4 protein-coding genes are annotated in these 5,610 nt (G+C 57.5%); 1 reads left to right on the top strand and 3 read right to left on the bottom strand.

What is annotated here, in order from left to right; genetic code table 11:
* Window positions 1–600 precede the first annotated feature (600 nt).
* Together QZ268_RS19605 and parE are read right to left on the bottom strand one after the other, a co-directional pair.
* Window positions 601–1,083, bottom strand: coding sequence for a hypothetical protein (locus QZ268_RS19605; protein WP_295455831.1), 483 nt, complete (start codon window positions 1,081–1,083; stop codon window positions 601–603).
* Between the two features lie 337 nt (window positions 1,084–1,420).
* Complete coding sequence (gene parE, locus QZ268_RS19600; protein ID WP_295455829.1) at window positions 1,421–3,379, bottom strand: DNA topoisomerase IV subunit B; 1,959 nt, start codon at window positions 3,377–3,379, stop codon at window positions 1,421–1,423.
* Between the two features lie 277 nt (window positions 3,380–3,656).
* Here parE and QZ268_RS19595 point away from each other — a divergent pair, with 277 nt between their 5' ends.
* The gene (locus QZ268_RS19595) at window positions 3,657–4,265 is read left to right on the top strand and encodes a peroxidase-related enzyme (protein WP_295455827.1); all 609 of its coding nucleotides are present in this window, start codon (window positions 3,657–3,659) and stop codon (window positions 4,263–4,265) included.
* A 32-nt stretch (window positions 4,266–4,297) separates the two neighbouring features.
* Here the strand turns inward: QZ268_RS19595 and QZ268_RS19590 are convergent, their stop codons facing one another.
* Window positions 4,298–5,167 carry an alpha/beta hydrolase gene (locus QZ268_RS19590; protein ID WP_295455825.1) on the bottom strand — a complete coding sequence of 290 codons (870 nt, stop codon included), beginning with the start codon at window positions 5,165–5,167 and terminating at the stop codon, window positions 4,298–4,300.
* Window positions 5,168–5,610 lie beyond the last annotated feature (443 nt).

Below are 5,610 nucleotides of genomic sequence, written 5' to 3'. Positions count from 1 at the left end.
CAGTAGCGAAAGCGCGGCAGTGTCGGTATTGTTCTTCATGGCGTGATCTCCCTGGCGGTTGCTGCCGCCGGTTGGGTGGGTTCAGTTCACCCGGAGATTACGCCACCTTCAAATTTCCACCACCTTCGCGACACGACCGGCGACGGGGCGCAAGATCACACTCAGTACCGGCTGTGTGCGCCTTGGCATCCTCTCAAGCCGCACCGCAGGCATGCCTGATCTGGTCTGCGGCCGCGAAACCGTGCTGCGCTTCGACCCGGCCCGCGGCAGCTATCAGTAGCTCGGCTTGGCGGATCCCTTAGCTGGTGTCCGCAGCTTTGGAAGATGGCAGTGGTGAGATGTTTCCCTGGGCCGTCACGCCCGCGCCTGACCTTCCCCCCGTGGAGTTGGAACCGGTCCGCATAGCGGCAAACAGTGCGGGGCACTGTTTGAGGTTCAAACGGGCGGAGCCCTGCGCCTTCAACCGTGCAAGTCTACGTGCAGCGCTTGCAGGAATTCCCCTAGGACGTGGGGCGCAGCCGCACGGCCCGCGCCTGACCTTCCCGTCTTGCCGGAGGCATGCTTTCAGCATGACGAAGGCGCATTCGCGCCCTCCCAAGGTCAGTCGCGGGCCTTGTGTTGTGCGTCAATCAGTTTCTGAATGTCGCGCTTTTCGTCCTTTGAGAACTTCGCAGCATTTAGGAGCCAATACACAGCTTCGCGGCCATTCTCGTCACCAGTCGCGCTGTTGTATATGACGGAGTTCGTTATGGAATAACCTGTGTGGAGGGCACCTTCTGCTAAGGCCTCTTCCTCGCAAAAAGCGAAGTTCTGCCACTTGAAAGCGGCTTCTCGCTCAGTAAAGCCAACCTTGCCTCGCCTTGCCGCAGACAAACAATCGAAATCGTGTAGTTGGCAGGAGCGGCATTTTTCAAGAAATAAACGGTATGAGCCGAAAATATCTTCAGACATGCTCAAAGGAAACGCCGTCCGACGAAGAGCAAAATAGATGTCGTCAAGTTTGTGGAGATCGGCTTGTCTGTAGTGAACGCCAAAATGCCTGTACCGGTTGCTGGGATCACCTTCGGTCTCGATTCTCTCCACAAAGCCTATTGAGGGCTCCGCGTAGTTTGAGAGAATTGCTTGGCTGTAAAAATTTCGGTGAGGTACCAAAACGCTTGGTAACAGATCCCCGCATATACTTTGCGCGAGTTCAAAAGGCTTTTTTAAACCGTGAGAGAAACCCCTTGTTTCTTCTCCATTTAGAAGCACGTCGCTTTGATGATTTTTTCTAGTGATTGCTGCGCACTCCAATAGAAATTGAACGGCATAAACGCCTTCGAGAAAAATCGAGCGGCGATGTAGTCTTCGTCGGCAGCGTCACGATAAAGCCTCCAGACTAAATTGCGAGCATAGACATTTCTGTGGATGATTTCACAACTCAAACATCCAGCTCCTCCACGAACCTTGCGTTCTCTTGAATATACTGATAGCGCAGCTCGGGCTTTTTACCCATCAGGCGTTCAACCAGATCGCCAGTCTCGCCCGGCTCGTCCTCATCAATGGTCACCCGGATCAGTTTCCGCGTGCTGGGGTCCATGGTGGTCTCTTTCAGATCCTTGGCGTCCATCTCGCCCAGACCTTTAAACCGGCTCACGTCGATCTTGCCCTTACCGCCCAGGCCCTTTTCCAGCCACAGATCGCGCTCGGCTTCGTCCAGGCAATAGACGCGCTTGGCGCCTTGGGTCAGGCGGAATAGCGGCGGGCAGGCGAGATACAGATGACCGCCATCAATCAAGGGCCGCATCTGGGTGAAAAAGAACGTCATCAGGAGGGAGGCAATATGGGCACCGTCAACATCCGCATCAGTCATGATGATGATTTTGTCATAGCGCAGATCATCCAGCACAAATTTGCTGCCCAATCCAACACCCAAAGCCTCGCAGAGATCATTGATCTCGGCGTTTGAGCCCAGCTTGTTGGAGGCCGCGCCCAATACGTTGAGGATCTTGCCCTTCAACGGCAGCAGCGCCTGATTGACCCGGTTGCGCGCGCCCTTGCCTGAGCCCCCCGCAGAGTCGCCCTCGACGATGAACAGCTCGGTGCCCACGCGGTCCTTGGAGGTGCAATCCGTCAGCTTGCCCGGCAGGCGCAGCTTCTTGGTGGCCGATTTGCGCTGGGTCTCTTTCTCCTGCTTGCGGCGCAGGCGTTCCTCGGCGCGCAGCACCAGAAAATCAAGGATGGCGCCAGCAGATTTGGTGTCTGCCGCCAGCCAGTTGTCAAAATGGTCACGCACCGAATTTTCCACCATCTTGGCAGCGCTCTCGGTCGACAAACGATCCTTGGTCTGGCCAACAAAGGCAGGGTCGGCGATGAAACAAGACACCAACCCACAGCCCCCCGCCATCAGGTCGTCGCGGGTAATGCTGGCAGCCTTCTTGTTGCCGACCAACTCACCATAGGCCTTGATACCTTTCAAAATGGCAGCCCAGAAACCCGCCACATGGGTGCCACCCTCGGGTGTGGGCACGGTATTACAGTAGCTTTGGGTGAAACCATCGCGTGAGGGCGTCCAGTTGATCGCCCATTCCACATAGCCCGGCTCGCCAAATTTCTCGCGGAACTCCACCTTGCCGGCAAAGGGCGCATCGGCATAGACCGAGGCCTTGCCCAGCACCTCTGTCAGATAATCCTTGAGCCCGCCGGGGAAGTGGAAAGTGGCCTCGACCGGGGTTTCCTTGTCGTCTATCTCTGATTTCCAGCGGATCTCCACGCCCGAGAACAGATAGGCCTTGGAGCGCACCAGGGTGAACAGGCGCTTGGGCTTGAACCGATGTGAGCCAAAGATCTGTTCATCCGCATGAAAGGTGACAAAGGTGCCGCGTTTGTTGGGCGCTGCGCCGACCTTTTCAACCGGGCCCAGGGGCAGGCCACGGGAAAACCGTTGTTCAAACAATTCTTTGTTCTTGGCGACCTGAACCACCAGACTATCTGACAGGGCGTTCACCACCGAAGAGCCAACCCCGTGCAGACCGCCGGAGGTCTGATAGGCCTTGCCAGAAAATTTCCCCCCCGCGTGCAGGGTGCACAGGATCACTTCCAGCGCGGATTTATCCGGAAACTTGGGGTGCGGATCAATTGGAATGCCGCGGCCATTGTCGGAAATGGTGACCGAATAATCCGCATGCAGGGTGACTTCGATGCGGTTGGCATGACCCGCGACCGCTTCGTCCATCGAGTTGTCGAGGATTTCTGCCACCATATGGTGCAGCGCACGCTCATCGGTGCCGCCGATATACATGCCGGGGCGCTGGCGCACCGGTTCCAGCCCTTCCAGCACTTCGATTGAGGAGGCGTCATAGATTTCGTCGGCGGGCGTGCTGAGAAGGTCGTTTGCCATTGGCGGGAGCTGCTCTTTGGTTTGTTTTGGTTGCGGCTATTATGTCAGGTGTTGTGGTGTTGCGAAAGAGGCCCGCTAGGGGCTGTGGATAACCAAGCCTCCCAGAGACCACCACAGACAGCCAAAGACACGCGCCGACAGGCCAGAGGTCGGCTTTTGATCAACCGCTCGCGCAAAGGTGACAGGCCGTGGTGGATTTTTGCTTTCCCTTTTGGATTGCCCGGCTAGGGTCTGCTCCCTAACGTGCAGGAAAAGCTGAACAGGGGAAGAAAAAGGCATGGCATGGATCAAGACAGTTCCGTTCGAGGCGGCAACCGGCAAGCTGAAAAAGCTGTATGAGCGGGTCACGGGACCTAACAACAATGTCGACAACATCATGATGGCCCATAGCCTGCGGCCCCATTCGATGGAGGGCCATATGGCGCTCTATAAAAATGTGCTGCACCATACTGGCAATAAAATCCCCAAGTGGTTTCTTGAGGTGCTGGGCGTCTGGGTCTCGTCCTTGAACAACTGTGACTACTGCGTTGAGCATCATTTTGCCGGCCTTCAGCGGCTGTTGGCGGATGCGGATCGTGGTCTGGCCATTCGCGCTGCGATCGAAGCGCGCGATCCGGCAGTAGCGCCTCTTGATATGGCACAACAGGCCGCCATGCATTATGCGCGCAAGCTGACAGAGGCCCCGGCCAGCCTGGTTGAGGCAGACATAGAAGCCCTGCGTCAGGTGGGATATGACGACGGCGAAATTCTCGAGATCAACCAGGTCAGCGCCTATTTTTCCTATGCCAACCGAACGGTTCTGGGGCTTGGCTGTTCAACCAAGGGCGATGATCTGGGGCTTAGCCCCAACAATTCGGAAAACCCGGAAGATTGGGGCCATAGCTAGGGGTGCGAAAGCGACTTATGCGACGCCTTGGGTCAGGGGTGCCAGTTAAGAATAGCCTCGGCCAGGTCTTTGGGTTTTTGATGATGCAGCCAGTGATCACAGCCCGCAATCGTGATGCGGGTCAGCTGCGGCGCAAACCCTTCCAGCCCAAGGGTGGTTTCCGGCAACAAGGCGGTATCCCCATCCCCCCAGAGCAACAGGTGGGGTTGGGGCACCGTCAGGCGCGCAAGCGGTAGTGCTGGCATGGCAATGGGCTGCCCGGGTTTGGCGACCTGTAGCGGTGAGGCGCGATACCAGTTGACCATGGCCTGCAGCCGACCCGGGCGCGCCCATTCCGCTTTGTAGGCGTGCAACCGTGCGCCAGAGAGCCAGGACATATCCATATGGGTTGCAAACAGGGCCTGCAGTTTCTCAAACCCATTGGCGCTCAGCTCGGCTTCTACCCCCGGTTGGCGCAGCCAGGGAATATATTGTGACGCGGCTGACTGCTCGCCGCCACTGGCCAAGGCCCGCTGAAACGGCACCGGGTGCACCCCATTAGCGATAATCAGACGGTCGACCAGATGCGGATGAAACATCGCCAACCCATAGGCGATTGCGGCGCCCCAATCGTGACCGAACACCGTCACCGGCCCCTGCTCGGCGCCAATCAGCGCAACCATATCGCCAATCAGACTTGAGGCGGCGTAGTTCTCGACGCCTTCAGGAGCCCAGCTTTGGCCATATCCGCGCTGGTCGGGGGCAATACAGTGGAAATGTTGACTGAGATGGCTTGCGATTTCCGTCCAGGCACCACCGTATTCCGGGAACCCGTGCAACAGCAACAGACGGGGCAGGGCGGGGTCGCCCCAGCGGCGGACAAAAAAGGGCTGCCCCTGGAGGCTTTCGATGGCGCTGTGCATGTGGTGTCCTCCTGCGATGAAAGACAAGGCTGGGGCCAGAGCCTTTTGCAATCAAGCCAACCGTTGCGTCACCAGGTGCGGCAAGACTGCTTTGAAATGCACTCCATATGACAGCTTCTTGACACAGGTCAGCGCGTGGATGCGCTGGGGCATATAACATCGCCTCGAACAGCGTCACTCGAACAGAGTAAATGAGTAAAAGGGAACACTGATGACAGAAACCACTGGAAATTTGCCAAGCGCTGTGACCCCCGCAGAGGCCCCGCAGGCGGCGGCCGTTAGCCATCCCTCACCGGAAGATAGGTTGTGTCTCGAATCTGGTGGAAATTCTCTGGCGGCGTTCTCCGAGCATGTGGATTTGGGCCTGATCAGGCCGCGAGGTCAAGTCTGATCGGGGCGATGGGCTGAGCCAAGGTTTCCCAGCCATCGACCTTTCGCATCTG

The organism is uncultured Pseudophaeobacter sp. (assembly GCA_905479575.1).
GTDB lineage: Bacteria > Pseudomonadota > Alphaproteobacteria > Rhodobacterales > Rhodobacteraceae > Pseudophaeobacter.
The sequence above is the reverse complement of the archived record's forward strand: the minus strand, read 5'-3'. Positions and strand labels throughout refer to the sequence as shown.

Excerpts from the sequence above, each read along its gene's own strand:
- QZ268_RS19590 (WP_295455825.1), bottom strand. The coding sequence starts at position 5,167 with ATGCACAGCGCCATCGAAAGCCTCCAGGGGCAGCCCTTTTTTGTCCGC.
- parE (WP_295455829.1), bottom strand. The coding sequence starts at position 3,379 with ATGGCAAACGACCTTCTCAGCACGCCCGCCGACGAAATCTATGACGCC.
- QZ268_RS19595 (WP_295455827.1), top strand. The coding sequence starts at position 3,657 with ATGGCATGGATCAAGACAGTTCCGTTCGAGGCGGCAACCGGCAAGCTG.